The following is a 25,410-nucleotide window of genomic DNA, read 5'->3' as shown; positions in this document are numbered from 1 at the left end:
GGCCCTCCCTGCCGTCAGCTCCCGAACACGAAGCGGTCGACGATCCGGAAGCCCTCCTCGGGCGATTCCTCCACGTAGAGCGTCACGGCGTTCACGGTCGAGGCGGCGGCGCCGACATGCTCGGCGTAGAGCCGCGCGAGCCCGTCGACGGCGCGCGGCACGAGCGGCTCGGGCAGGCTGCCGGTCAGCGTCATGTGGAAGCGGAACTCGTCGAACACGTAAGGATAGCCCCAACGTTCGAGATTCGCCTGCTGCGCCTCCGTCAGCGCCGCCGAGCGACGGCGAGCGAGCTCTTCCGGGCTGTGCGGCGCGCGGAACGGCTCGAACGCCTCGACGCAGGCGGCCGAGAGGGCGGAGAGCGGCTCGGAGGGCTCCCGCGTGGTCAGCGCCGCGAAGGTCTCGAGCGCGGTGACGGCGAGATCGGGCAGATCGAAGGCGCGACGCTTGCGCGCGAAAGACCGCCCGGCGGCCACGAGGTCGTCCTCGGTCGCGCCTTCGGCGAGCCGGAACGGCGCCTTCAGAGTGGCGTGAAATCCGTAGCGGCGCGGCTGGGCGGTCAGTCGCAGCCACTCCTCCGCCGAAAACCCCTCCGGCGCGAGCGGAGGGCGGGTGGCGCCGGTCGCGGCGTCGTAGCCGAGCACGTCCGACCCGAAGCGCCAGAGCGGGCTCTCCGGCGGCGGCGCGTAATAGATCGCGTAGCGGGCGGCGCTCATAGGGCGCGCCGCCCGGCGACGGTGAGGCTTCTCAGCACCGGCGTCCCGTCCATGAAGCGCAGCCGGACCAGATCCGCCCGCAGGCCCGGCGCGAGCCGCCCGCGATCCGAAAACCCGAGCATCGCCGCGGGCCTCGAGGTCACCAGCGCGAAAGCCTCGTGGAGCGGAAGCCCCGGCGCATGGGTCAGACGCTCGACCGCCTGCAGCAGGCTCGCCGGCACGTAGTCGGACGACAGCGCGTCGAGCAGGCCGGCGCGCGCCAGCTCCTCGACCGCGACGCCGCCGGAATGCGAGCCGCCGCGCACCACGTTGGGCGCGCCGCCCACGGTCGCGAGCCCCGCGGCGCGGGCCGCCCGCGCGGCCTCGAGGGTGGTGGGGAACTCCGAGATCACGCAGCCGGCCGCAGCCGCCTCGCGGACATGCTCGGCGGTGGTGTCGTCATGGCTCGCGAGGGGGATGCCCTGCTCGAGGAACAGCCTGACCGCATGAGGCCAGTTCGTGGCTGCGGCGGCCGCGCCGCGCTCCATGCGCCTGGCGAGCAGCGCGTCGGCGTCGGCGCCCTTGAGCCCTTCGCCGGCCATGAAGCGCTTGAGGGTGGCGACGTCGCGCCATTGCCGCTGACCGGGGGTGTGGTCCATCAGGGACGCGAGCGCCACCAGCGGCCGCGCGACGTGAGGCGCGACGTCCTCGGCGAAGTTGGGATCGCTCAGCTCGCACCGCAGATGCAGCCGATGGTCGATGCGGAAGACGCCTTCGGCGACGCCGCGCTCCACCGCCGCGACCATGTCCGGGAATATCGCCCGGCGGTAGTCGTTGTCGGCGTCGTAGCCGCCGGCGCAGACGGCGTCGCAGACGGTGGTGACGCCGGCGGCCGCCATCTGCACGTCATGGACCAGCGCCGCGGCGAGCGGATTTGGCCAGATCACGCCCGGCCTCGGCACGAAATGCTTCTCGAGATTGTCGGTGTGCACCTCGATCAGCCCCGGGGCGAGCAGGTCGCCTTCGAGATCGACGGCGCCGGGCGCGCGCGAGAGCCCCTCGGAGACGTCCCGGATCACCCCGTCGGCGTGCGCCAGCGTGCCCGCGACCACCCCATCCTCCAGGACAAGGCGCGCATTGGTGAGGATGGTCTCCATCAGGCCATCGTGCTCCCCGCCCCCGCCGCTAGACGCCGAGCGCCCCGCCATCGGAGCGCGGATCATGCGCGCCCTCGATGCGGCCTGCGGCGTCGCGCACGATCATGCCCGCGTGGCCGGCCTCGTCGCTGAAGCCGTCCTCGAAGGCCGAGAGTTCATGCCCCATGGCGGCGAGCCGGTCGATGGTCTCGCCGTCGAAGCGCGGCTCGTATTTGAGCGAGGCGTCATGCTCGCCCCAGGAGCGACCGAGCCGCACCCGCGGCGCCGACAGCGCGTCCTCGATCGAGCGCTTCAGCCAGACGTGGCGCGCGAAGGTCATGGCCTGGGTCTGCGGCTGCCCCTCGCCGCCCATCGTGCCGTAGGAGATCACCCGGCCGTCGTCCATCGCCGCGATCGGCGGATTCAGGGTGTGGAACGGCTGGCGGCCCGGCGCCAGAGGATTGCTGTCCTGCGGATCGAGCGAGAAGGCCGCGCCGCGGTTCTGGATCAGCACGCCGGTCCCCGGCAGCACGCAGCCGGAGCCGTACTCCCAGAAGATGCTCTGGATGTAGCTGACGGCCCTGCCCTCGGCGTCGATCGCTCCCATCCACACCGTGTCGCCCTCGTCGAACTTCGGCGCAGGAAACGGCGCCGCGCGGCCGAGGTCGATGGCCGCCGCCTCGCGGTCGAGCCGCTCGGGTGTGAGGAAGCTCTGCGGGTCGGCCGGAACCCGGTCATAGTCGACGCAGACATGATCGCGGATCCGGAAGGCGCGCTTCGTCGCCTCCACCAGCGCATGCACGAAGCCGGCGCTGCCGTCCTCCGGCAGTTGAAGCCGGTCGAGCAGGCCGAGGATGATCAGCGAGGCGAGGCCCTGGGTCGGCGGCGGCGCGTTGTAGATGGTCCCGCCGCGCACCCGCATCTCGAGCGGCGGCAGCAGTCGCGCGCGGTGGGAGGCGAAATCCTCGCGCGACACCGGCGCGCCGATGCGGTCGAGATCGGCCGCCATCTCGCGGGCGACATCGCCTTCGTAGAAATCCCGCAGCCCGGCGCGCGTCAGATGCTCGAGCGTGTCGGCGAGCTTCGCCTGCACGAGGAGTTCGCCCTCGGCCAGCAGCTTGCCGTCGCGCATGAAGGTCTCGCGGAAACCTGGCGCCTCGACCAGATCCTCCCAGGCCTTTGGCAGGGTGCGGCCCTGGCTGCGCGACACCGGCGCGCCTTCCCGGGCGAAGCGGATCGCGTCCGCCGTCAGCACGTCGAGCGGCAGCCGGCCGCCGGCCGCCGCGGCGAGATCCAGCGCGAGCCGCCAGCCATTGACCGCGCCCGGCACGGCGAGCGCCGACATGGCGCCGCGCGGCGGGATCACGTCGCGGCCACGGTCACGGTAAAAGGCGATGGTCGCCCGCGAGCCGGCGCGGCAGCAGGCTTCGATGTAGCGGACCTTGCCGGACGGCTCGCGGACAAGCCAGAACCCGTCGCCGCCGATCGCGTTCATGTGCGGATAGACGACCGCGATGGTCGCCGCCATGGCGGTCATGGCCTCATAGGCGTTGCCGCCCTCCGCAAGTATCGCGCGACCCGTTTCGGCGGCCGCCGCATGAGGCGCGGCCACGACCCCGCGATCCGAACGGGCTGCTTCCATCAGCGATCAGTCCTGCCGTCGAAGAAGGCGAAAGGCCTATAGGCCCGGCCGGCAGGGGGCAACCCGCAGGCCTCGACGCGGCTCCCCGTCATGCTAAAAGGGCGCCGCGGCGCTTCTTTGCCGCCCACTCTGGAGCATCCGCCCGTGTCCGACGCGCCCGAACAGGAATCCTCAAGCGGCTTCGCCCGGATCGTGACCCTCGGTTCCGCGACGGTCCTGATCGCGACGCAGACGATCGCCGCTTCCGTGGCCGGCGGCTGGGCGGTCGCGGGCTTCCTTGGGCTCGGCGAATACGGCGCCTACGCGCTCGAGGGCATCGGCCTCTGCCTCGGGGTCTGGGCGGTCGTCACCTTCGTGCGCACCGCCCTCAAGAACGACCCTGCGCGCCCGCGCGCCTGAGGCCTGACGCAGCCCCGGCCATCAGCGGGGCTTCGCACGCGCAAAAACTTTGGTAGGTGATCGGCGTCTTCAATCGAACGGACGCTTTCCCATGGCCGATCTCCGTCTCCGCCGCAGCGTGCTCTACATGCCGGGCTCGAACCAGCGCGCTCTCGAGAAGGCCAGGCAACTGCCCGCGGATGCGCTGATCCTCGACCTCGAAGACGCCGTGGCGCCGGACGCCAAGGATCTGGCGCGCGAACAGGTGTGCGCGGCAGTGAAGGCTGGCGGCTACGGAAGCCGCGAGATCGTGATCCGCGTCAACGCCCCCCAGACGCCGTGGGGCGAGGAGGATCTGAAGGCCGCGATCGAGGCGCGGCCGGACGCGATCCTGATGCCGAAGGTGAACTCCCCGGCCGTGCTGGAGAGCATCGCGAACCGGCTCGAGGCGCTCGACGCGCCCGAGAGCATCGCGGTCTGGGCGATGATCGAGACGCCCGCGTCGATCCTCAACATCAAGGAGGTCGCGGCCTCCCGCAGGACGGTGCCGGGCTGCCGGCTCTCCTGCCTCGTGCTCGGCACCAACGACCTCGCCAAGGACACCTGGGCGCAGATCGTGAAGGGCCGGGCGCCGATGATGCCCTGGATCATGTTCGCGCTCGCGGCGGCGCGCGCCGAAGGGCTCGCCATCCTGGACGGCGTGTTCAACGATCTCGACGACATCGAGGGCTGCCGCGAGGAGTGCCGCCAGTCGCGCGATCTCGGCTTCGACGGCAAGACCATCATCCACCCGAACCAGATCGAGCCGGCGAACACCTGCTTCGCGCCCTCGGCTCAGGAGGTCGAGCGCGCCCGCAAGGTGATCGCGGCCTTCGACCTCCCGGAGAACGCCAGGCGCGGCGCGATCCGGGTCGAAGGCCGGATGTATGAGCGCCAGCACATCGGCATGGCGCGCCGCGCCGTCGCCTGGCACGAGGCGATCGCCGCCAAGGGCGGCTGACCCCGCTCCGCCTCAGTGGCGGTGCGGCTCGGCGCCCGAGGTCAGCGTGACGCTCGGCGCCGGCCGCTCCGGATGATCGTCCGAGGTCTTGGGGATCTCGGTCCATTCCGTCGTCTTGCCGCCGGCGCAGTCCTGGATGACCGAGAAGCGCAGCACGTCGCCCGCCTTCAGCTCGCGGGCCGCGAAGCCGAAAAGCGTGAACTCGTCGACGAAGGCGTTCGGCAGCTCGCCGCCGGACCAGGAGACCTCGGTCACGCCCTCAGTGAGCGTCTTGCCGTGATAGTAGGCGTAGGCGCCCTGGTACTTGCCCCGCCCGGTCTTGATCGACCAGCCCGGCTTCGGCATCGGCTTCACGCCGATGAAGCCGTCCGGGATCACCACGCGCAGCCCCGTGGTGGGGGCGCCGTCGCAGCCATGCGTGACGCGGAACGTCGCCCGGACGCTGGAGCCGACCGGCGCCTCCGCCGGATCGACCACGATGTGAGCCGCAGCCGTAGCGCTTCCGAGCGCGACGGCGGCGAGAACGAGGGCGGATTTCAGCATGGGCGTCTGCCTCATCTGGATCGGAGAAATCGTCTTGGAGGACGGCCGGCGGCGCCCGCCGGCCGATGCGCGGCGGATCACCAGCGGTATTTGACGCCGGCGTAGAGGGCTCGGCCGGAGCCCGGCTCGAACAGCGCGGATTGCGGGTTCGCGCGGTCGGTGACGCTGACGCTCGCGATGTATTTCTTGTCCGCGAGGTTGCGCGCCTCGACATAGGCCGAAAACGCCCCGCCGGCGTCGTAGCCGGCCTTCGCGCCAAGCAGCGCATAGGCCTTCGTCTTCAGCGTATTGGCGCTGTCGACGTAATAGGCCTGCGGGACCCATTCCACGTTCGGGCCGGCGTAGAAGCCGCCCGGATGCTTGTAGAGCAGCTCCGCCCGCAGATAGTGCCGCGGCGCGCCGGGTAGCTTGTTGTTCCCGAAGCTCGGGTCGTCGTCGAAGCGGAAGTCGTTGAACGTGTAGGCGAGGTTCAGCCAGAGCTTGTCGCCGGACGGTCCGCTGGCGCCCTGCCCGGTCGCCACGCCCGCATCCTTGACGAAGATGTCCTTCAGCACCGCCGCGCCGAGGCCGAGCTCAACCCCCTGGTGGACGGTCTTGTCGAGGTTGACCACGGTGCAGGAGCCGGAGTTGGTCCCGCTGTCCCGGCAGAAGAACTCGTCGCGGATGTTCATGCGGTAGACCGCGACGTCCCAGGTGAAGTTCTCGCGCCGGCCGCGCGTGCCGATCTCGTAGCTCCACGCCTTCTGGGGCTTGGCGAGCGCGGGGCCGGCGAAGTTGTTCTCGCCGAAGCTCGGCGCCTCGACGCTGCGCGAGACGTTCGCATAGCCCTGCCAGGTCGGATCGATGTCCCACAGCAGGCCGATCTTGGGGCTCGCGAGCGAGTAGGTCTTCGAGCCGGAATCGTCCGGGACGGGGTCGGGCGTGGCGGGATTGCCGCCCAGCGGCGGGTCGTTGAAGAAATGGTCCTTCTGCCGGCGCTTGGCGTAAAGGTACTGGATCGCCGTCACCACCCCGACCGTCGGGGCGACGTAGAACGTGTTCTCGGCGTAGAGCGAGACGTTGTTCGAGAACTGGTCGGCGTCGAAGGTCTTGGCGCCCTTGCGGCCGGCGACGTTGACGTACTGCCTGGCGTCCGTGGTCCCTGCCAGCACGTTCACGCCAGCCACGAAGCGGTTGGCGCGCCCGCCGATCTCGCGCTCGTCCGTCACCCGGGCGAAGCCGCCGTAGTTCAGATATTTGTAGTCCAGCCACTGGTAGATCGGGTGCATCAGATGCCGGTCCACCACGAAGGCTCCGAGGTCGACCGAGGTCGTGTCGGCGAGGCGGATCGTCGTCTTGTTGGCGAACCGGAGGGTGTCGACGTTGCGCTCCTGGTCCAGCGCCAGGTTGTTCGGCGCGGCCGCCTTCGGGTCGTGCAGCGCGGCGCGGCGCGTGACGCTGCCGGGGATGTTCTGCCGGACCTCATTGGCGTTCAGGTAGAAGCGGGTCTCGACATTGTCGCCGATCCGGTAGCCGACATTGCCGCTGAAGCGCGCCGCGTGCCCGTTGCTGTGGTCGCGGAACCCGTCGGTGTGCGTGCGTGAGCCGGTGACGAAATAGTCGACCGCGCCATATGCGCCGCCGGAGCTCGCCTGCAGCCGATAGGTCCCGAACGAGCCGACGTCCACCGCGCCCTGAACGAGGCTGGCGTCCGCGTCGCGGCCGGTCGCGGTGACGAAGTTGATCGCGCCGCCGAGGGAGTTGGCGCCGAAGCGCAGCGCGTTGGCGCCCTTGTAGACCTCGATCATCCGATAGGCGGACGGGTCGATCTCCTGGAAATCGCCGTAGCCGTCCGCCGTGTTGATCGGAATCCCGTCCATGTAGAGCTGGACCCCGCGCAGATGGAAATTGCGCGACAGGCCCGAGCCGCGGATCGAGAGCCGCGTGTCGTCGCCCCACTTGGGCTGCACGAACACGCCCGGCGTGAAATCGAGCGCGTCCTTGATGGTGAGCGCCGGCGTCGACTTCTTGTAGCCGTCGGCGTCGATCACCTCGACGGCTCCGGGCGTGCGCTCGATCTCGCGTCGGCGCTCCTCGAGCGGCGGCGAGGTCAGGCTGTCGGCGGAGCCGGCGCCCTGCACGACGATCTCCTCGAGCTGCGTGCTCTCGGCGTCTTGTGAATAGGCGTATTGCGGCAGGGCTGCGCCACACAGCGCGACCCCTGCGAGAAGGGCAGATCTCAGCATTTCGGAAGGTCCGGGACGGGCCGATCGGTCGCGTCGGCCCGGGCGGCGCTCGCCGTCGGGCCTAGGCGGCGGCCACGCGATCGCAGGGCGCAGGCGCATGCGCGCCCGGATCGCCCCGATGCGTGGTGGTCAGACGGCGGCCGGAGGATCGCGCGGGCGCGTCGGCCTTCGTTCGGCGATCTCGCGCCACGGCCGTTCGGCCGCGAAGGCCGCCCGCGGCGCGGCAGGCTGCGGCGCGTAGGCGAAGGTGAAGACGATCAGCTCGGGCGGCGGCGCCGCGGCGTGGCTCAGGCAGGCGATCGTGCAGCACGCGGCGCGCTGAAGCTGGCCGTGGGTGTCCTGGTCCGCGGAGGCGTCTCCGTTGAGGCAGTGGACGCCGAAGGGATCGCTCGGCGCGGCGTGCGCCTGTCCGACCATGGCGAACGCGCCCAGCGCCGCCTGTGCGATCAGCACATAGGCGACGGCCCAGACGCCGAGCAGCCGTGTGAAGGTGCGGACCCGATGCAAGGCCGATGTCTCCCCGGGCGAACCGATAGCATGTCTCCCGCAGGCCGCGCACGCGACCAAACGTCAGCCTCCAAGACCCCTCCCGGGCCTCGGGCGTGGCGCCGGCGGGGCTGCGGCGGTAACACCGGGTGGGGATGATTCGGGGGGTGTTGATGCGGGTGCTGATCGTCGAGGACGACATGGTCGTGGCCGGATGCCTCAAGCCCGCGGTGGTCGAAGCGGGCCATCAGGTGGTCGGGCTCGCGGCCGACCGGGACTCGGCGATCGCCCTGCTGGGCTCGGCCCGGGTGCACCTCGCGCTGATCGATCTCGGTCTCGCCGACGGCCTCACCGGGCTCGAGGTCGCCCGCGCGGCCGCCGATCAGGGGGTGCCGGCGGTGCTGACCACGGGCCACCGCTCGCTGGTGCCGGACGACTTCGCGGGCGCGGTCGGGGTGATCGCCAAGCCTTACTCGCCGGCCCACATCGCGGCCGCGCTCGCTTTCGTGGCCGAGGGGCCGGAGGCCTGCGGGACTACGCCGGTCGGGCTCGAGCTTTCGCCGTGCTGGACGGCCCCCCGACGTCCCCGTCAGCCGGCGCCGATGAGCGCCAGCGTCCGCGCGTCCTCCGCGCCGTCGCAGTAGCGCGCCAGCGCCCGGGCGAAGACGCTGTCGGCCTCGCCGGCGGCGCGGGCGAACAGCGTCATGGACGACCGGAACTTCATGTCGTCCGGCGTTCCGAAGATCTCGCCCAGCGACCGGCCCTCGATGCCCAGCACTGTCTCGACGCACCGCGCCAGCCGCGGCCCCAGCACCGGATGCGCCAGATAGGCCCGCGCCTCGTCGAGCGAGGACAGGCCGTAGAAGCTCGCCATCGGGGACGAGCCGAGCCCGCGGAGCTGCGGGAAGACGAACCACATCCAGTGGCTGCGCTTGGCGCCGGCGCGAAGTTCGGCCAGCGCCTGCTCGAAGACAGGCGCCTGGGCGGCGACGAACCGCTCGAGGTCGTACGGGTCCTGCGCCATCAGCCGTCTCCCTTGCGCGCGCGGCCCCGCCGCGGCGGCGCGGCGTCCTCCGCGGCGAGCTCGATCCAGGTCGGCGCGTGGTCGCTCGCATGCTCCCAGCCCCGCGCCTCGCGGTCGACGCCCGCCGCAACAAGGCGGCCGGCCAGGGCGGGGCTCAGCAGCAGATGGTCGATCCGCAGCCCTGCGTCGCGTCCCCAGGCGTTCCGGAAGTAGTCCCAGAAGGTGTAGATGCGCTCGCCGGGATGAAGCGCCCGCACGGCGTCGGTCCAGCCCTGATCCACAAGCCGGCGGAACGCCTCGCGGACCTCCGGGCGGAACAGCGCGTCGTCGGTCCAGCGCTCCGGCTTGTAGACGTCGAGATCGGTCGGCATGACGTTGAAGTCGCCCACCAGCGCGACCGGCGCGCGGCTCGCGAGCAGCTCCGCCGCATGGGCCGTCAGGCGCTCGAACCAGCGCAGCTTGTAGTCGAACTTGGGACCCGGCGCGGGATTGCCGTTGGGCAGATAGAGGCAGCCGACCAGCACCCCGTTCACCGCCGCCTCGATGTAGCGGCTGTGGGCGTCCTCCGGCTCGCCGGGCAGCCCGCGGCGCGTTTCGACCGGCACCCTCCCCCGCGCCAGGATGGCGACGCCGTTCCAGCTCTTCTGGCCGAGCCAGACGGCGCCGTATCCGGCCTTTCGGATCGCCTCCTCGGGAAACTTCTCCTGCGGCGCCTTGAGCTCCTGGAGGCAGACGACGTCCGGCCTCGCCTCCTCGAGCCAGCGCAGCAGCACGGCAAGCCGGCCGTTGACGCCGTTGACGTTGAAAGTCGCGATCTTCACGGCGGGCGGCCTCCGGCGGCTAGGACAAGCCTACAACGCGCAAGGCGCCGGATTGGGCAGGCTTTCCGCGCCGGCTGCGCCCCGGTTGGCGCTCTGGCTGCGGCCGGCTCCCCTCTCGTGCTAAAAGCCGTCACACCCGCGCTCTGACCGGATCAGCCGCCCATGGAAGAACTGAACGCCGCCGTAAGATACATTCCGGCGATCGTCCTCGGCCTGCTGCCGATCATGAACCCCCTCAGCACGATCCCGCTCTTCCTGGCGCTGACCAAGCACATGCCGGAGAAGGAAAAGGATCATCAGGCCCGGATGGCCTGCTTCTATGCTTTCGCGATTCTCTCCGCGTTCCTGTTCCTGGGCAACGCGATCATCGCCGTGTTCGGGATCTCGCTCGCCGGCATCCGGGTCGCGGGCGGGCTGATCATCCTGGTCCTGGCGTTCCGGATGCTGTTCACCGGCGAGACCGACGCCTCGACGGTCGACGAATCGCCGGACCAGATCAAGCGGGCGACGCTCGACTTCTCGTTCTCGCCGCTGGCGATGCCCAGCCTCGCCGGGCCGGGATCGATCGCTGTCGTCATGGGCTACGGGTCGCAGATCCCCGGGGACAGCACCGTCATCGGACACGCCATCGTCGTCGTCGGCGTCGCGATCACGGTCATGATCGCCTACGTGGCGCTGTTCTTCTCGTCGTGGATCGCCCGCGCGCTCGGAGAGCACGGCATCGAGGCGGTGACGAAGGTCATGGGGTTCCTGCTGGCCTGCGTGGCCGTGCAGTTCATCGCCTCGGGCGTGCGGGAGTTCGTGGTGTCGTTCGGAAGCTGAACGCCTCTGACGGGCGGCGGGAAACGCCGCCCGGGCCCGGGGGCGCGAAGATCCGGGTCCCGGAAACAAAAGAGGGGCTTCCGGCGAGCCGGAAACCCCTCATTTATCAGTGGTGGGCGTGACAGGGATCGAACCTGTGACCCCTACCATGTCAAGGTAGTGCTCTCCCGCTGAGCTACACGCCCATTCGCCGATCCGAAGGCCGGCGATATGTCGTTCCGGGGTCCGTGCGGGATGGCCCCGAAGAGAGCGCGGCTATATCGGATCGCCGCAGAGCTGGCAAGCGGTGGACGCGCTGTCCGTCGCCTCCATCAAGACCGCCGGCTGCGCCAAAGCCGGAGCAGCCAGAGCGGCGTGCAGATGGCCGCGCCGATCGCGAGCCCGTCGCCCGCGCCCTCGAGGCCAAGGCGGTCAAGGGCTCCGGTCGCCCAAAGCAGAATCGCGCCGACGATCAGCGTCAGCGGAACGATGTCGCGCGAGGAAAGCAGAGGGGCGCCCTCAGGCGGCCAGAAGCTTGTCGACCTCGGTCACCAGCTCGCGCAGGTGGAACGGCTTCGACAGAATCTTGGCGTCTTTCGGCGTCTGCGAATCGGGATTGAGCGCCACCGCCGCGAAACCCGTGATGAACATCACCTTGATGTCCGGATCGAGCTGGGTGGCGCGCCGCGCGAGCTCGATGCCGTCCATCTCGGGCATCACGATGTCCGTGAGGAGCAGCTCGAACGGCTCTTCCCGCAGCCGGTGATAGGCCGACAGGCCGTTGTCGAAGGAGACGACCGAGTGTCCGGCGTTTTCCAGCGCGCGGACCAGAAAGCGGCGCATGTCGTCGTCGTCTTCGGCGAGGAGGATCTTGGTGTTGGCGTTCACTGAGAAAGAGCTCTGCATGTTCGCGCGAGGACCACGGATTCATCCCATAAGGGGACGGTTTGGTAAACAGATCGTTTCCGCGGAGGCGGTGATGGACACGGGCGCCCGCCACGGGCCACAATCGGTGGATCGACGCCGCCGACGGCCCTGAGGAAAGTGACTTTCTTGGACGATCCGGATCTCCTCGACCCGGCATTCGAGGTCATCGAGCCTGAAGGCTCCCCGGCGGCCGTGACGTTCAACTCGCCGCATTCCGGGGCTCGCTATCCGGCCCGGTTCCTCGCCGCCTCGCGGCTCGACGCGCGGGCGCTCCGTCGCTCGGAGGACGCCTTCGTCGACGAGCTGTTCGGGGCCGCGCCGTCGTTCGGCGCGCCGCTGATGCGGGCGCACTTCCCGCGCGCTTTCCTGGACGTCAACCGCGAGCCCTACGAGCTCGACCCGCGCATGTTCGAAGGCCGGCTGCCGCCCTTCGCCAACACCCGCTCTCTCAGGGTCGCGGGGGGCCTCGGCACGATCGCCCGGATCGTGGGGGAGGCGCAGGAGATCTATGGCGCCCGGCTGCCGGTGGGCGAGGCGCTCGACCGCATCGAGGGCATCTACAAACCCTATCACCGCACGCTACGACGGGTGCTGGCCCGCGCCCATCGGCTGCATGGCGTCGCGGTGCTGGTGGACTGCCATTCGATGCCCTCGGCGGGGCTGGCGCGGGACGAGCGCTCCCGGGCGGACATCGTCCTCGGCGACCGCTACGGCGCCAGTTGCTCTCCGGCTCTGATCGGCTTCGCGGAAGAGACCCTGCGGGAGCTCGGTTTCAGCGTGGTCCGCAACCGGCCCTATGCGGGCGGCTACATCACCGAGCATTACGGCGCGCCGGCGAGCGACTTCCACGCACTGCAGATCGAGATCAACCGAGCGCTCTACATGGACGAGCGGAGCCACTCCAAGCTCGACGGATTCGACCGGCTTCGGCAGACGCTGACAGCGTTCGTGGAGCAGCTGGTCGCCGAGCCTTTCGGGGCGCTCGCGTCGCCTCGCGCGGCGGCCGAATAGGGCCTGCCGCGGGGGCTCCTATCGTCTGATAGAAAAACCGTTGCAATCCGCCACGGATGAAGCCAATGTCCCGCTGCCTGGACAAAATGACCTAAAAAAAAGGCCGCCCGCAGTAAAGCGAGCGGCCAAGTCTAGGGAGGAAACGCCCAAGGAGGGCAGCGGCGGTACGATCGAAGATCGCAATGCCGCGCCGCAATAAAATGCGGCTGCGCCGCACAAAAAGCAAGGGCAAAACGCTCTAATCGCCGGATGCGACGGCCTGTCGCATAAGCCGGCGATTTTTTTGCGCGTCACTCGGACAGCGTGATCGGCGATATACACGGCGCTCCGGGCGCTTCCGGAGCTGCTTCTCAGCGGATGCACCCGATGACCGCAGTCGACTTCGCCGCCTTTGTCGATCGTCTCGCCTCCGCTTCGGCGCAGGCGATTCTGCCGTTCTTCAGGACCTCCATCGGCGTCGAGGACAAGGGCCGCGGCGCGGGCTTCGACCCCGTGACGGCCGCCGACAAGGCCGGCGAGAGCGTGATGCGCGCGATAATCCGGGAGACCTTCCCGAGCCATGGCGTGATCGGCGAGGAGCACGGCGACCAGGCCACGGACGCGGAGTTCGTCTGGGTGCTGGACCCGATCGACGGAACGCGCTCCTTCATCCTCGGCATGCCGATCTGGGGCACGCTGATCGGATTGCTGCGCCGCGGGACCCCGTGCTTCGGGCTGATGCACCAGCCCTTCATCGGCGAGAGCTTCTCGGGCGACGGCATGAGCGCCTCCTATCGCGGCCCCGCCGGAACGCGTCGGTTGAGGACGCGCCCCTGCAGCAGGATCGAGGACGCCATGCTGATGGCGACCTCGCCGACCATGTTCACCCCGGAGGAGCGCGCCGCGTTCGACGCCGTCTCGGCCGAGAGCCGCCTGACGCGCTGGAGCGCGGACTGCTACGCCTACGCCATGCTGGCCTCCGGCCATGTCGATCTCATCATCGAGGCGGACCTCAAGCCGTTCGACATCGTCGCCCTGATCCCGCTGATCGAGGGCGCCGGCGGGGTGGTGACCAACTGGGAGGGCGGGCCGGCCAGCCAGGGAGGCCGCATCGTCGCCGCGGGCGACCGGCGGCTGCACGAGGCCGCGCTCGAGCGGCTCGCGCGCGGCTGAGCGCCGGCATGCTCGCCCGCCTGAGGCGCGACTATCTGAGCTTCGCGGGACGCATCCCGCGGCTCGTCTACTGGCGGCGCTCGCTCGCGTCCGCGATCGTCAGCGGCCTTCTGGTCGCCGCCGGCTGGCTGGCGCAGCCGTACAGCCAGCCCGCCTTTCTCATCCTGTCCTCGATCGCCTTCGTGGTCTCGGCGCTGACGCTCGCCTCGCTGTCGGTGCGGCGCTTCCAGGATCACGGCCGCAACGGCTGGCTCGGGCTCGGCGTGCTGGTCGCCGCGGCGGCGATCGCCTATGGGGGCGATTTCGGCCTCGCGCCCACCTACGCGGCGGTGCTCGGCGGCGCGGTCAGCCTCGCGCTGTTCGTCTATCTCGGCTTCGTGCGCGGGTCGCGCAGGACCAACCGCTACGGCCCCGATCCGCTCGCCTGAGCGCCCTCAGCGGAGCGCGCGGCTGCCTGGCACGAAGGCGTCGAACGCCGCCCAGAACAGGTCGCGGATGTCGTCGCGCTCGCTCATGATCTCGTGGCGCGCGCCCCGCATCATCAGATGTCCGCCGCCCCTGAGCCGCGCCGCGAAGCTCGCGCCCGCGAGCGGATCCACGATGCGGTCGTCGCCCGCCGTCATGATCAGCGTCGGCACGCGGAACGCCTCGGGTCGCCCGCGCCGGCCGATCGCGGCGGTCGCCTGGTAGGCGGCGTGCAGCCATCCGATGGTGGGCGCGCCGAGACCGAGCTCGGGGGCGTGCCGGATCAGCGCCGCGGTCCGCTCGTAGCGCTTGCTGTCGGAGGTGACCGGGTTGCCCTCGAACGGCAGCAGGGACATCGGACGGTCGACCCCGCCGGGCACATAGGCCCGAGACAGGCCCGCGCCGCAGAGCCCGGCCGCAAGCCCGTGCGCCCATCTTCCGTTGACGTTGCGGCGCAGGCCGATCAGCGGCGCGATCAGCACGATGCGCTCGAACCATTGCGGCTGCCGCTCCGCGAGCGTGAGCAGAACCGGCGCGGACATCGAGTGGCCGAGCGCGAAGAACGGGGGCGGGCAGTCCGTGAAGACGAGCTGGCGCATCAGCGCCTCGGCGTCGAGGCGGTACTGCGCGAAGTCCGCGACGTGCCCCTTGAGCGGGTTTCGCAGCAGGCGCTGCGAGCCACCCTGCCCACGGAAATCCAGCGTCGCGACCGCGAAGCCGCGGCCCAGCAGGTCGCCGACGGTCTCGGCGTATTTCTCAATGAACTCGATGCGGCCGTGGAACAGGCACACCGTGCCGCGGGCGGTCCCGGGCGGCCGCCAGAAGGCCGCGCGCAGCCGCACGCCGTCCGCCGCGGAGAGAATCCGCACGCGCGCGCCGGCCGGGGCGCCCTCCCCCGGCGGGAACAGAAGCGAGTCGAAGGCGTCGCGCGGCGGAGCCGAGCGTCCTGGCGCAGAGAACGGCATTGCAAACCCGGTTGGAACGTCGCGCGGCCGGGCCGCTCCGGGCCCGTCTTAGCAAACATATCCGGCGCCGTCCCGGACCCCTCTTGACGGTTCTCGGCGGACTTCCCAAATTTCGTCCGTCACAGGCCAACCGGCTGTGGCGAAAGGTGAAATCAGGTCCGGCCGTCATGGCGGACCGAGCTTATGTCGCTTCATCAGGAGGATATGAGATGCGCCAGTTCGACCTTGCCCCGCTCTACCGTTCGACCGTCGGCTTTGATCGCCTGTTCTCGCTGCTCGACAGCGTGGCCGGCGGCGACGCCTCGACCCCGGGCTACCCGCCCTACAACATCGAGCGGACCGCCGAGAACGCGTACCGGATCACGGTCGCGGTCGCGGGCTTCAGCGAGAAGGACCTCAACATCGAGGTCAAGGAAAGCGCGCTGACCGTCCGCGGTGAGAAGGCGGCCGAGGAGCGGAAGACTGACGTTCTCCACCAGGGCATCGCCGCGCGCGCTTTCGAGCGCCGGTTCCAGCTCGCCGACCACGTCCAGGTGACGGGCGCGAGCCTGGAGAACGGCCTGCTGCATATCGACCTCGTGCGTGAGGTTCCGGAGGCCAAGAAGCCCCGGATCATCCCGATCGGCGCGGGCGCCAAGCCGGCCCAGATCGACGCGCAGGTGGTCGACTCGCAGGCGAAGGCTGCGTAATCGGCGAAACAGCGCCGCCAGACGGGGGCGTCCCGGGAAACCCGGGACGCCTTTTTATTTGCGCGCCCCTCTCCCGCGGGCCGCGCTTCAGCGCCGGCGGGTTGACGCGGGCGCTTTACCGGTCGACGGTTTTCTGCTTAAACGTGCGCGATAGGACAGCAAGGCTGTCCATTTGCGAACTGCGGCTGTGTTCTGCGAATTGCGGACGATGCGGCGGCGGGCGGTCGGAGGACCGGCCGGTCCCGTTTCGGCCGCCATACGCGTGCGTGCGGCTGAATGGCGGGCGACCTCAAGATCGACCCAGCGCGAGGGACGGCGATGACGAAGACCAGCGAGAGCGACATTCGGAACCCCGGTCCCGTGGCGACCGCCACGCGCCAGGCTCCGGATACGATCGATTCCGGTCTTCCGGCCGCTCAGGGCCTGTACGACCCGCGCCACGAGAAGGATTCGTGCGGCGTCGGCTTCGTGGTCGACATGAAGGGCCGCAAGAGCCACGCCATCGTCGAGCACGGCATCAAGATCCTCGAGAACCTCGAGCATCGCGGCGCCGTGGGCGCGGACCCGCGCGCCGGCGACGGCGCCGGCATGCTGGTGCAGATCCCGCACAGGTTCTTCGCGGCCGAAGCCGAGCGGCTCGGCTTCACCCTGCCGGAGCCGGGCCACTACGCGGTCGGCCACATCTTCGCGCCGCGGGACCCGGAGGCGATCGCTCACGTCAAGGCGGTGTTCGAGCGCGTCGTCACGAACGAGGGCCAGACCTTCCTCGGCTGGCGCGAGGTGCCGACCGACAATTCCTCCCTCGGCGAGAGCGTCAAGCCGACGGAGCCCGCGCAGCTGCAGCTGTTCATCGGCCGCTCGCCCTCGATCGAGAGCGAGGACGATTTCGAGCGCCGGCTGTTCATCCTGCGCAAGGTGGTCTCGAACGAGATCTACGGCGCCGACCCGCGCGCCTCGAGCTACTACGCGGTTTCGCTGTCCTGCCGGACCATCGTCTACAAGGGCATGTTCCTGGCCGACCAGCTCGCGGCCTATTACCCGGACCTGAAGGACGAGCGGTTCGAGAGCGCGCTCGCGCTGGTTCATCAGCGCTTCTCGACGAACACCTTCCCGACCTGGTCGCTCAGCCATCCGTACCGGATGGTCGCCCATAACGGCGAGATCAACACGCTGCGCGGCAACGTCAACTGGATGGCCGCCCGCCAGGCCTCGCTCGACAGCGAACTCTACGGCAACGACATCTCGAAGCTGTGGCCGATCTCCTATGAGGGCCAGTCGGACACCGCCTGCCTCGACAACGCGCTCGAATTCCTGGTGCAGGGCGGCTACTCGCTGACCCACGCGGTGATGATGCTCGTGCCCGAGGCCTGGGCCGGCAACCCGCTGATGGATGAGCAGCGCCGCGCTTTCTACGAGTATCACGCGGCCATGATGGAGCCGTGGGACGGTCCGGCCGCCGTGGCCTTCACGGACGGCCGCCAGATCGGCGCCACGCTCGACCGCAACGGCCTGCGTCCCGCGCGCTGGTTCCAGACCGACGACGACCTCGTCGTCATGGCGTCCGAGATGGGCGTGCTGACGGTCCCGGAAGAGAAGATCGTCCGCAAGTGGCGGCTGCAGCCCGGCCGCATGCTGCTGATCGACCTCGAAGAGGGCCGCATCGTCTCCGACGAGGAGATCAAGGCGCAGCTCGCGGCGGCGCGTCCCTACAAGGAGTGGCTGAAGAAGACCCAGCTGGTGCTCGAGGACCTGCCGGACGCGCCCGCTCCGCGGCCGCGCGCTCAGGCGAGCCTCGTCGACCGGCAGCAGGCCTTCGGCTACACCCAGGAGGACGTCAAGCTGCTGCTGCCGCCGATGGCCACCATCGGCCAGGAGGCGGTCGGCTCGATGGGCACCGACACGCCGCTCTCGGCGCTCTCGACCCGCTCCAAGCTGCTCTACACCTACTTCAAGCAGAACTTCGCCCAGGTCACGAACCCGCCGATCGACCCGATCCGCGAGGAGCTCGTGATGAGCCTCGTCTCGTTCATCGGGCCGCGGCCGAACCTGTTCGACCTCGACGGCTCGTCGAAGAAGAAGCGGCTCGAGGTGCGCCAGCCGATCCTCACCAATGAGGACCTGGAGAAGATCCGCGCGATCGACGATCTCGCCGAGAGCCATTTCCAGACCCGCACGCTCGACACGACCTATCCGGCCGAGAAGGGCGCGGCCGGCATGGCGGACGCCATCGAGCGGCTGTGCGAGCGCGCCGAGGCGGCCGTGCATGGCGGCTTCAACATCGTGGTGCTGTCCGACCGGCTGGTCGGCCCGAACCGCATCGCGATCCCGGCCCTGCTCGCCACCGCGGCCGTCCACCATAACCTGATCCGCAAGGGCCTGAGGACCTCGGTCGGCCTGGTGGTCGAGTCCGGCGAGCCGCGCGAGATCCATCATTTCGCGGTGCTGGCGGGCTACGGCGCCGAAGCCATCAACCCCTATCTCGCCTTCGAGACGCTCGAGTCGATGCACAAGGCGCTCGACTTTCCCGAGCGGGTCGACGCGCGCGAGGTCCAGACCCGCTTCATCAAGTCGATCGGCAAGGGCCTGCTCAAGGTCATGTCCAAGATGGGCATCTCGACCTACCAGTCCTATTGCGGCGCGCAGATCTTCGACGCGGTCGGCCTGTCGAAGGAGTTCGTCGACAAGTTCTTCTACGGAACCGCGACCCCGATCGGCGGCGTCGGCCTGGCGGAGATCGCCGAGGAGACCGTGCGCCGCCACACGCTCGCCTTCGCCGACGTGCCGGTGCTGCGCTCCGCGCTCGAGGTCGGCGGCGAATACGCCTACCGCATGCGCGGCGAGGACCACGCCTGGACGCCGGAATCCGTCGCCGACCTTCAGCACGCCGTGCGGCAGCGCTCCTTCGCCAAGTACTCCGACTTCGCCCGCGAGATGAACGAGCAGGCTGAGCGCCTGCTGACGCTGCGCGGCCTGTTCCGCATCCGCGCCGCGCAGGAGCGCGGCCGCGAGCCGGTGGCGCTCGAGGACGTCGAGCCGGCCTCCGAGATCGTCAAGCGGTTCTCGACCGGCGCGATGTCGTTCGGCTCGATCTCGCGCGAGGCGCACGAGACGCTCGCGATCGCCATGAACCGGATCGGCGGCAAGTCGAACACCGGCGAGGGCGGCGAGGAGCCGGAGCGCTTCACCCGGATGCCGAACGGCGACTCCAAGCGTTCGGCGATCAAGCAGGTCGCGTCCGGCCGCTTCGGCGTCTCGGCCGAGTACCTCGTCAACGGCGACATGATCCAGATCAAGGTCGCGCAGGGCGCCAAGCCCGGCGAGGGCGGCCAGCTGCCGGGCCACAAGGTCGACGCCGCGATCGCCAAGGTCCGGCGCTCGACGCCGGGCGTCGGCCTGATCTCGCCGCCGCCGCACCACGACATCTACTCGATCGAGGACCTGGCGCAGCTCATCTACGACCTCAAGAACGTCAATCCGACGGCTGACGTCTCGGTCAAGCTCGTCTCCGAAGTGGGCGTCGGCACGGTCGCGGCGGGCGTCGCCAAGGCGCGGGCCGACCACATCACCATCTCGGGCTTCGAGGGCGGCACCGGCGCGAGCCCGCTGACCTCGCTGAAGCACGCTGGCGGTCCGTGGGAGACCGGTCTCGCCGAGACGCAGCAGACGCTCGTCATGAACAAGCTGCGCGGCCGCGTCCGCCTGCAGGTCGACGGCGGGCTCAGGACGGGTCGCGACGTCGTCATCGGCGCGCTGCTCGGAGCCGACGAGTACGGCTTCTCGACCGCCCCGCTGATCGCGGCCGGCTGCCTGATGATGCGCAAGTGCCACCTGAACACCTGCCCGGTCGGCATCGCCACGCAGGACCCGGTGCTGCGCAAGCGCTTCAAGGGCACGCCCGAGAACGTCATCGACTACCTCTTCTTCGTCGCCGAAGAGGTGCGGCTGCTGCTCGCCGAGATGGGCTTCACGAAGCTCGAGGAGGTGATCGGCCGCGCCGATCTGCTCGACAAGCGTGAGGCCATCGGACACTGGAAGGCGCGCGGCCTCGACTTCACCAAGCTGTTCGCCAAGCCGGTGGTCGGCGCCGACGTCGCGATCCGTCACAACGAGAGCCAGGAGCACCATCTCGAGCAGGTGCTGGACCGCGCGCTGATCGAGGCGGCGCGTCCTGCGCTCGAGAGCGGCGAGCCGGTGGTGATCGAGCACCGGATCATCAGCCGCAACCGGGCGGCCGGCGCGATGCTGTCCGGCGAGGTGGCCAAGCGCTACGGCAGCCAGGGCCTGCCGGACGACACCATCACGGTGAAGCTGACCGGCACCGCCGGCCAGAGCTTCGGCGCGTTCCTGGCGGCGGGCGTGACCTTCGACCTGACGGGCGAGGCGAACGACTATGTCGGCAAGGGCCTCTCGGGCGGGCGCATCATCGTGCGTCCGGCGGCCAACGCGGGGATCGTGGCCGAGGAGTCGATCATCGTCGGCAACACCGTGCTGTACGGCGCGATCGAGGGCGAGTGCTACTTCCGCGGCGTCGCCGGCGAGCGCTTCGCAGTCCGCAACTCCGGCGCGATCGCGGTCGTCGAGGGCGCCGGCGATCATGGCTGCGAGTACATGACGGGCGGCGTGGTCGTGGTGCTGGGCAAGACCGGCCGCAACTTCGCGGCCGGCATGTCGGGCGGCGTCGCCTATGTGCTGGACGAGGCCGGCGACTTCGCCGCCCGCTGCAACCTCTCGATGGTCGATCTCGAGCCGGTGCCGGAGGAGGAGGAGCTCCTCGAGGAGCTCCACCACCACGGCGGGGACTTGGAGTTCAAGGGCCGCATCCATGTCGATCCGGACATGACGCGCCATGACGAGGAGCGGCTGAAGCAGCTCATCTCGGCGCATCTCGCCCACACCGGTTCGACCCGCGCCAAGGCGATCCTCGACGACTGGACCTCCTACCGGAAGAAGTTCGTCAAGGTGATGCCCGTCGAATACCGCCGCGCTCTGCGCGAGCTGGAGGCGGCGCGGGCCCTGCAGGCGGCGGAGTGATGCGCAGCCGCGACTAGCGTCGTCGTCCCGGAGGCCCTAAGAGGGCGCCTCCGGGGTCTCATCAGAACGGGTCTAAACCTGTGTCGACCGGGCCTGAGCCCGTGACGGTCATGGCGTGCGGACAAGCGAACGGGGCCTCCGCAAGGAGGAGACCAGGAAATGGGCAAGGTCACAGGTTTTCTCGAGATCGAGCGGCAGGAGGCGCGCTATCAGCCGGCCTCCGACCGTATCCGTCATTTCCGCGAATTCACCCTGCCGCTGTCGGACGCGGAAGTCGGCAAGCAGGCCGCGCGCTGCATGGATTGCGGCATCCCGTTCTGCCACGGGCCGCAGGGCTGTCCGGTCCACAACCAGATTCCGGACTGGAACGACCTGATCTACGCCGACGACTGGCAGGAGGCCTCCCGCAACCTCCATTCCACCAACAACTTCCCCGAGTTCACCGGCCGCATCTGCCCCGCGCCCTGCGAGGAGGCGTGCACGCTCAACCTCGAGAACATCCCGGTCGCGATCAAGACGATCGAGCAGGCGATCGGCGACAAGGCCTGGGCCAATGGCTGGGTGGTCCCGGAGCCCGCCGAGCACAAGACCGGCAAGAAGGTCGGGATCGTCGGCTCGGGGCCGGCCGGCATGGCGGCCGCCCAGCAGCTCGCCCGCGTCGGCCACGAGGTCCACGTCTATGAGCGCGAGCCCAAGGCCGGCGGCCTGATGCGCTACGGCATCCCGGACTTCAAGATGGAGAAGCGCCACATCGACCGCCGGGTCGAGCAGATGGAAGCCGAGGGCGTGGTCTTCCACTACGGCGTCAATGTCGGCGTCGACATGAGCGTGGACGAGCTGGTCGCCGGCCATGACGCCGTGCTGTTCGCCGGCGGCGCGGAGAAGCCCCGCGACCCGCAGCTGCCCGGTCAGGAGCTCGAGGGCGTGCACTACGCGATGCCCTATCTGGTGCAGCAGAACCGCCGCAACGGCTTCGAGAACCACATCCCCGAGGCGACCGTCGAAGCCGGCGCCAAGCATGTCGTCGTAATCGGCGGCGGCGACACGGCGTCCGACTGCGTCGGCACCGCGTTCCGCCAGGGCGCGATCCGGGTCACGCAGCTCGACATCCGCCCGGTGCCGCCGAAGATCGAGGACAAGCTGATCACCTGGCCCTACTGGCCGACCAAGTTCCGCACCTCGTCCAGCCAGGCGGAGGGCGCGGAGCGCGAGTTCGCCGCCGTCACGCTCGGCATCGAGGGGCAGAACGGCAAGGTCACCGGCGTGCGTTGCGCGCGCGCGGACGCCAAGCGCCAGCCGATCCCCGGCACCGAGTTCGTCATCAAGGCGGACCTGGTGTTCATCGCGCTCGGCTTCACGGGCCCGGTGTTCGAGGGCCTGATCGAGCAGTCCGGCGTCGCGCTCGACAAGCGCGGCAACGTGCTCGCCGACGAGGACAATTACGTCACCTCGAGCCCCAAGGTGTTCGCGGCGGGCGACATGCGGCGCGGCCAGTCGCTGGTGGTGTGGGCGATCCGCGAAGGCCGCCAGGCGGCGCGCGCGATCGACGTCTTCCTCACCGGCGCCACCACGCTGCCGCGCTGACGGCCCGACCGGGCGTCTCCGCCTGATGGCTGCGGCGGGGAACGGCCGCAGCGCTAGCTCAAGGCTGGGGTTGGGGCGCAGTCGGCGAGGGCGTGGGCGTGCGGGCATTGTCCAGGCCCGCACGAGGCCCCGCATCGGGGGCCGCCGGCGTCTCGGGCTTGCTCTCCGCCTTCGCGGGCGTCGCGCCCGGCCAGCGGTGATCGTCGAGCCGGCCCGGCTCGGGGTCGAGCGTCTCCCCGTTCACCAGAACCCGTTCGGCGTCCGGCGAAGCGTCGCGCGCCGGCACCGCCATTGCGGCCGCCGCGAGCGCGCCGCCCTCCGCCTTGCGGGGCGCGGTCAGCACGATCATCGGGCTCGACAGCGGGCGCGGCCGGTTCATCTCGCCCGGCGCGCCGGGCGGCGGCTGCGGATCCCCCTCGGGCGCGATCGCTCCGATCATCGCGTTCGGATCGCTGGCCGAGGGCCGGTAGACCTTGCGGATCTCGCGCTCGACGTAGTGCGCCAGCTTGCGGGCGCCCGCCCGCGAGAAATGCACCCCGTCGTCGAGCCTCAGCCGGCCGATCTGGCCGTCGAGTTGCGGGCCGTCCGCCATATAGGCGCCGCCCTCGTCGACGAAGCCCTCCCAGACGTCCACATAGGTTCCGCCGGCGGCCTCGACGCGCTCCTTGATCAGGGTGTTGAGCGCGGTGTGATCGGCGCTCGCCTTGCGGCTCTCGCTCGGCGCGAGGCCCACCCAGTAGACCGGGATCTTCTTTTCCCTGAAGGGCGCGAGCAGCGCGTTCACCCGCTCGCCGTAGCGCCTGATCCACTCGTCGGAGAGCGGCGGAGCGTGCCGCATGTCGACGAAGGGCTGCCGGTCGTTCACCCCGACGTCGATCACCGCGAAGGTGATCTGCTCGGACTCGACCGCCTTGCGGGCGTCCGCCACGACGTCGAAATAGTCCGAGCGCACGAGGCCGGCGTTCGCCTTGACGTGGCGGCGGACCACGAGGCCCGGCGCGTCCACGAAGGCTTCCTCCAGCCCGCCGGCGAGCTCGTCGGCGACGGTGTCGCCGAACACGGCCACGAAGGTGTCGGGGGCGACCTTGGGCAACGCCACGACGTTCGGCGGCAGAGGGGTTTTGGCGGGCTCGGCCGGAGGCCTGCTGCGCCGTACGGTCCGGCGCTGCGGCCGCACCTCGACCGCGCCGGGATCGCGCCTGGCCCGCCAGTCGCCGGGAGCCTCCCGCTCGTCGTCGTCACGCGACCCGAACAGGCGCTGCAGGAACGGGATCGGGAAGACGGACCGCGGCCGGGCCGCTTCGGTCGAGCGCCGCGCCTCCTGCTGACGGCGCGCGACCTGGTCGCGCCGGTAATACTGCATGCGCCGCTGGAAGTAGGCGTCGTCCTCGTCCACGTAGCGGCGCTGGCGCGCCGACCGCTCGGACGGCGGCGGAGCTTCCTGGTAGCGACGGTAATAGTCCTGCGCGCCCGCCTCCGGCGCGAAGGCGAGCATCTGAGCGGCGAAGATCGCCAGCAGCGCGCCCAGGACCAGCCGTTTCATGCGGACTACGCTACCACGCCCCGCGTAGCCCGCAAACGCCGGCGGGGCTCACCGCCCCGTCTTGAGCCGGCGCAGCAGCGAAACGCTGGCGTAGCCCGTGGGCGGAAGTCCCTGGGTCTTCTGATAGGACATGATCGCGGAGCGCGTCGCCGGGCCGATCTTGCCGTCCGGCTCCCCGACGTCGAAGCCCATACGGCCGAGCAGGGCCTGCAGCTCCATCCGGCTCGGCTCGTCGAGCGGGCGGTCGTGGTTCAGCCACTGGGTGACGAACGGCCCTCCCCCGCGGATGCGGTCGGACAGATGGCCGACCGCCATCGCGTAGGCGTCGGCGTTGTTGTAGCGCTTGATGACCCGATAGTTCTGCAACATCAGGAAGGCCGGCCCGCCCGCGCCGCCCGGCAGGAACAGCGTCGCGCGCGCGGCGCCGCCCGGCAGTTCGCGCCCCGCCACCCGCTTGGCGCCGGCGGCGCGCCACTGCGCGAGCGACATGGCCTGGCCGGACTTCGCGCCGGCCGGCGGCACGATCTCGTAGCCCCAGGTCTCGCCCGACCTCCAGCCATGCTTGCGCAGGTAGTTCGCCGTCGAGGCCAGCGCGTCCGGAACCGAGGTCCAGATGTCCCGCTTGCCGTCTCCGTCGCCGTCGGCCGCGTAGGCCTTGTAGCTGGTCGGCATGAACTGGGTCTGGCCCATCGCGCCGGCCCACGAACCGATCATCTTGTCGGGCGTGATGTCGCCGTTCTGCAGGATCTGCAGCGCCGCGATCAGCTCCTTGCGGAAGAACTGCGGCCGCTTCGGCTGGCAGCAGGCCAGAGTGGCGAGCGCCTCGATGACATTGTGGCCGCCCATGGAGGCGCCGTAATTCGTCTCCATGCCCCACACCGCGAGCACCGCGTAGCGATCCACGCCGTAGCTGCGCTCGATGCGCGCCAGCAGGTCGCTCCACTGCGCGTAGTTCAACTTGCCGGCCGCGATCCGCGTGTCGGACACCTGGGTGTCGATATACTGCGCGATCGTCAGCTTGAACTCGAGCTGGGTCTGCGACTTGGCGATCGCCTCGGTGTCGAGCCGCACGCCGCGGAAGGCGCGGTCGACCGTCGCGGCGCTGACGCCCGCGCGGGCGGCTTCCGGCTTCAGCTTGGCGATGAAAGCGGCGAGCCGCGGGTCGCTCTGCGCGGACGCCGGCGCGACCGCCAGCGCTGCGGCCAGGCCCAGGGCCGTCGCGGCGAAGGCGCGCAGGAGGCGCGCGCGAGTTCCGTTCGTCATGGCGTATTCTCCCGGCGACGCGCGCCCCGAAC

22 protein-coding genes and 1 tRNA gene are annotated in these 25,410 nt (G+C 70.1%); 10 read left to right on the top strand and 13 right to left on the bottom strand.

What is annotated here, in order from left to right:
- Positions 1-14: 14 nt before the first annotated feature.
- From GGR24_RS00445 to GGR24_RS00435, 3 genes are read right to left on the bottom strand one after another with little or no spacing between them, the layout of a single operon-like run.
- Entirely contained in the window at positions 15-713 is a 699-nt protein-coding gene (locus GGR24_RS00445) for a DUF1045 domain-containing protein (RefSeq protein ID WP_183393334.1), read from the bottom strand.
- Positions 710-1,849 (bottom strand): alpha-D-ribose 1-methylphosphonate 5-triphosphate diphosphatase, encoded by a 1,140-nt coding sequence (locus GGR24_RS00440; RefSeq protein ID WP_183393333.1) that lies wholly within the window; start codon positions 1,847-1,849, stop codon positions 710-712. Before GGR24_RS00440 ends, GGR24_RS00445 begins: the two co-directional genes overlap by 4 nt.
- A 28-nt stretch (positions 1,850-1,877) precedes the next feature.
- The gene (locus GGR24_RS00435) at positions 1,878-3,470 is read right to left on the bottom strand and encodes a gamma-glutamyltransferase family protein (protein ID WP_183393332.1); all 1,593 of its coding nucleotides are present in this window, start codon (positions 3,468-3,470) and stop codon (positions 1,878-1,880) included.
- 144 nt (positions 3,471-3,614) lie between these two features.
- Here GGR24_RS00435 and GGR24_RS00430 point away from each other — a divergent pair, with 144 nt between their 5' ends.
- Positions 3,615-3,869: a hypothetical protein gene (locus tag GGR24_RS00430; protein ID WP_183393331.1), complete on the top strand. Its 255-nt coding sequence runs from the start codon at positions 3,615-3,617 to the stop codon at positions 3,867-3,869.
- Between the two features lie 91 nt (positions 3,870-3,960).
- Entirely contained in the window at positions 3,961-4,848 is an 888-nt protein-coding gene (locus GGR24_RS00425; RefSeq protein ID WP_183393330.1) for an HpcH/HpaI aldolase/citrate lyase family protein, read from the top strand.
- A gap of 12 nt (positions 4,849-4,860) precedes the next feature.
- Here the strand turns inward: GGR24_RS00425 and GGR24_RS00420 are convergent, their stop codons facing one another.
- The 3 genes from GGR24_RS00420 to GGR24_RS00410 form a co-directional block, all read right to left on the bottom strand.
- Entirely contained in the window at positions 4,861-5,391 is a 531-nt protein-coding gene (locus GGR24_RS00420; protein ID WP_183393329.1) for a YcnI family copper-binding membrane protein, read from the bottom strand.
- Between the two features lie 77 nt (positions 5,392-5,468).
- Positions 5,469-7,616, bottom strand: coding sequence for a TonB-dependent receptor family protein (locus tag GGR24_RS00415; RefSeq protein ID WP_183393328.1), 2,148 nt, complete (start codon positions 7,614-7,616; stop codon positions 5,469-5,471).
- A gap of 129 nt (positions 7,617-7,745) precedes the next feature.
- Complete coding sequence (locus GGR24_RS00410; RefSeq protein ID WP_183393327.1) at positions 7,746-8,123, bottom strand: hypothetical protein; 378 nt, start codon at positions 8,121-8,123, stop codon at positions 7,746-7,748.
- Positions 8,124-8,275: 152 nt separating this feature from the next.
- Here GGR24_RS00410 and GGR24_RS00405 point away from each other — a divergent pair, with 152 nt between their 5' ends.
- On the top strand, positions 8,276-8,746 hold the full coding sequence (locus GGR24_RS00405; protein WP_183394411.1) for a response regulator: 471 nt from the start codon (positions 8,276-8,278) through the stop codon (positions 8,744-8,746).
- On the opposite strand, the gene GGR24_RS00400 is transcribed toward GGR24_RS00405, so the two are convergent.
- Both GGR24_RS00400 and xth read right to left on the bottom strand, forming a co-directional pair.
- Positions 8,692-9,126 carry a DUF1810 domain-containing protein gene (locus GGR24_RS00400; RefSeq protein WP_183393326.1) on the bottom strand — a complete coding sequence of 145 codons (435 nt, stop codon included), beginning with the start codon at positions 9,124-9,126 and terminating at the stop codon, positions 8,692-8,694. The two genes, GGR24_RS00405 and GGR24_RS00400, sit on opposite strands and share 55 nt — an antisense overlap.
- The gene (gene xth / locus GGR24_RS00395) at positions 9,126-9,947 is read right to left on the bottom strand and encodes an exodeoxyribonuclease III (protein WP_183393325.1); all 822 of its coding nucleotides are present in this window, start codon (positions 9,945-9,947) and stop codon (positions 9,126-9,128) included. Before xth ends, GGR24_RS00400 begins: the two co-directional genes overlap by 1 nt.
- 162 nt (positions 9,948-10,109) lie before the next feature.
- Here xth and GGR24_RS00390 point away from each other — a divergent pair, with 162 nt between their 5' ends.
- Positions 10,110-10,769: a MarC family NAAT transporter gene (locus GGR24_RS00390; protein WP_183393324.1), complete on the top strand. Its 660-nt coding sequence runs from the start codon at positions 10,110-10,112 to the stop codon at positions 10,767-10,769.
- 110 nt (positions 10,770-10,879) lie between these two features.
- On the opposite strand, the gene GGR24_RS00385 is transcribed toward GGR24_RS00390, so the two are convergent.
- Together GGR24_RS00385 and cpdR are read right to left on the bottom strand one after the other, a co-directional pair.
- Positions 10,880-10,954: transfer RNA gene (locus GGR24_RS00385), tRNA-Val, on the bottom strand.
- A gap of 313 nt (positions 10,955-11,267) precedes the next feature.
- Positions 11,268-11,654: a cell cycle two-component system response regulator CpdR gene (gene cpdR, locus GGR24_RS00380; protein WP_183393323.1), complete on the bottom strand. Its 387-nt coding sequence runs from the start codon at positions 11,652-11,654 to the stop codon at positions 11,268-11,270.
- Positions 11,655-11,801: 147 nt separating this feature from the next.
- On the opposite strand from cpdR, the gene GGR24_RS00375 reads away from it, so the two are divergent.
- The 3 genes from GGR24_RS00375 (at position 11,802) to GGR24_RS00365 (ending at position 14,266) form a co-directional block, all read left to right on the top strand.
- Complete coding sequence (locus GGR24_RS00375) at positions 11,802-12,686, top strand: N-formylglutamate amidohydrolase (RefSeq protein ID WP_183393322.1); 885 nt, start codon at positions 11,802-11,804, stop codon at positions 12,684-12,686.
- Positions 12,687-13,052: 366 nt separating this feature from the next.
- Entirely contained in the window at positions 13,053-13,838 is a 786-nt protein-coding gene (gene hisN / locus GGR24_RS00370) for a histidinol-phosphatase (protein ID WP_183393321.1), read from the top strand.
- Positions 13,839-13,846: 8 nt separating this feature from the next.
- Complete coding sequence (locus GGR24_RS00365) at positions 13,847-14,266, top strand: DUF805 domain-containing protein (RefSeq protein ID WP_183393320.1); 420 nt, start codon at positions 13,847-13,849, stop codon at positions 14,264-14,266.
- 6 nt (positions 14,267-14,272) lie between these two features.
- Here the strand turns inward: GGR24_RS00365 and GGR24_RS00360 are convergent, their stop codons facing one another.
- A complete protein-coding gene (locus tag GGR24_RS00360) occupies positions 14,273-15,172 on the bottom strand; it encodes an alpha/beta fold hydrolase (protein ID WP_343066155.1) in 900 nt (299 codons plus the stop codon).
- A 305-nt stretch (positions 15,173-15,477) separates the two neighbouring features.
- On the opposite strand from GGR24_RS00360, the gene GGR24_RS00355 reads away from it, so the two are divergent.
- From GGR24_RS00355 to GGR24_RS00345, 3 genes are all read left to right on the top strand, one after another.
- Entirely contained in the window at positions 15,478-15,957 is a 480-nt protein-coding gene (locus GGR24_RS00355; RefSeq protein ID WP_183393318.1) for an Hsp20 family protein, read from the top strand.
- Between the two features lie 318 nt (positions 15,958-16,275).
- Positions 16,276-20,988 (top strand): glutamate synthase large subunit, encoded by a 4,713-nt coding sequence (gene gltB, locus GGR24_RS00350; RefSeq protein ID WP_246397883.1) that lies wholly within the window; start codon positions 16,276-16,278, stop codon positions 20,986-20,988.
- A 159-nt stretch (positions 20,989-21,147) separates the two neighbouring features.
- The gene (locus GGR24_RS00345; RefSeq protein ID WP_183393316.1) at positions 21,148-22,572 is read left to right on the top strand and encodes a glutamate synthase subunit beta; all 1,425 of its coding nucleotides are present in this window, start codon (positions 21,148-21,150) and stop codon (positions 22,570-22,572) included.
- Positions 22,573-22,630: 58 nt separating this feature from the next.
- Here GGR24_RS00345 and GGR24_RS00340 read toward each other — a convergent pair whose 3' ends face one another.
- Positions 22,631-24,115, bottom strand: coding sequence for a DUF459 domain-containing protein (locus GGR24_RS00340; protein WP_183393315.1), 1,485 nt, complete (start codon positions 24,113-24,115; stop codon positions 22,631-22,633).
- 48 nt (positions 24,116-24,163) lie between these two features.
- Complete coding sequence (locus GGR24_RS00335; RefSeq protein WP_183393314.1) at positions 24,164-25,378, bottom strand: lytic murein transglycosylase; 1,215 nt, start codon at positions 25,376-25,378, stop codon at positions 24,164-24,166.
- Positions 25,379-25,410: the final 32 nt, after the last annotated feature.

This window comes from Hansschlegelia beijingensis, assembly GCF_014196425.1.
In the GTDB taxonomy this organism is placed as follows: domain Bacteria; phylum Pseudomonadota; class Alphaproteobacteria; order Rhizobiales; family Methylopilaceae; genus Methylopila; species Methylopila beijingensis.
The sequence above is the reverse complement of the archived record's forward strand: the minus strand, read 5'-3'. Positions and strand labels throughout refer to the sequence as shown.